This window comes from Streptomyces sp. NPDC092952 (assembly GCF_044754785.1).
GTDB lineage: Bacteria > Actinomycetota > Actinomycetes > Streptomycetales > Streptomycetaceae > Streptomyces.
In genome coordinates this window covers 1-1,530 of sequence record NZ_JBIVPT010000061.1, presented here as the reverse complement: position 1 = coordinate 1,530, position 1,530 = coordinate 1, and the positions used below count along the sequence as shown (strand labels likewise).

1 protein-coding gene is annotated in these 1,530 nt (G+C 67.5%); it reads left to right on the top strand.

Annotation, left to right across the window (positions count from 1 at the left end):
* On the top strand, positions 1-1,530 hold a 1,530-nt coding region (locus ACIQGQ_RS37185; RefSeq protein ID WP_402405119.1), incomplete at both ends, for an amino acid adenylation domain-containing protein.

Below are 1,530 nucleotides of genomic sequence, written 5' to 3'. Positions count from 1 at the left end.
CGTTTGGTGCGGGTGCTGGAGGCGGTGGTCGGGGATCCATCCGTGCCGGTGGGACAGGTGGAGGTGCTGTCACAGGCCGAGCGCGGGCTGGTACTGGGCGAGTGGATCGACACGGCGCGTGAGGTGCCGGTGCGCTCCCTGCCCGAGCTGTTCGAGGAGCGTGCATCGCTGTCGCCGGACACGGCCGCGGTGACAACCGGTGATGTGACACTCTCTTACGGAGAGTTGAATGCCCGGGCGAATCGGCTGGCCAGGGCTCTGGTGGAACGGGGTGCGGGCCCGGAACGCTTCGTCGCTGTGCAGTTGCCCCGGTCGGCGGACCTGGTCGTGGCGTTGCTGGCGGTACTGAAGTCCGGTGCCGCCTATGTGCCGGTCGACCCGGAGTATCCCGCCGAACGCGTCGCGGTCATCCTGGAGGACACGGCTCCGGCACTCGTCATCGACGAGGAATGGCTGGCCGGGACGGATGCCTCGGCGTACGAGGCCGGGAACCTCGCACCCGTCGAGTTGTCCTCGCCGGCGTATGTGATCTTCACATCCGGGTCCACGGGCCGGCCGAAGGGCGTCGTCGTCGAGCACCGCTCGGTGGGTGCGTACGTGGGTCGTGCACGGAAGGAGTACCCGCAGGCGGCCGGTGTGTCCCTGGTGCACTCGTCGTTCGCGTTCGACCTCACGGTCACCGCTCTGTGGTCCCCACTGGCCGCCGGCGGCCGGATCGTCCTGGACGAACTCGACGAGAACACCTCCGGTATCTCCTTCATGAAGGTCACCCCCTCCCACCTGGGCATCCTCGAAGCCCTCCCGGACGAGGCTTCACCCACCGGCACACTGATCATCGGCGGCGAAGCACTACGCGGCGAAGCCCTGGCAGCCTGGCGCGAAGCCCACCCGAACGTCGAAGTCATCAACGCCTACGGCCCGACCGAAGCAACCGTCAACTGCGCAGAATTCCGCCTGCCACCAGACACGGAAACCCCCACAGGCCCGGTCCCGATCGGCCGCCCCTTCGCCAACACCCGCACCTACGTCCTCGACGCAGCCCTACGCCCGGCCCCGATCGGCACCCCGGGCGAGCTCTATGTGGCAGGCATCGTCCTGGCGCGTGGTTATCTGCAGCGCCCCGACCTCACCGCCGAACGTTTCGTCGCCGACCCCTACGGCACCCCCGGCACCCGCATGTACCGCACAGGCGACCTGGCCCGCTGGAACCGCGACGGCCAACTCGAATACATCGGCCGCACCGACGACCAGATCAAACTCCGCGGATTCCGCATCGAACTCGGCGAAATCCAATCCGCCCTCACCGCCCACCCCCAAATCGCCCAGGCAGCCGTCATCGTCCGCGACAACCGCCTCGTCGGCTACATCGTCCCCACCAAAAACACAAACCCCACCCCACAGGACATCCGCACCACCACAGCCCAGTCCCTCCCCGAATACATGATCCCGGCCGCCATCATCACCCTCGACCAACTCCCCCTCACCACCCACGGCAAACTCGACCACAAAACCCTCCCCGACCCCGACTAC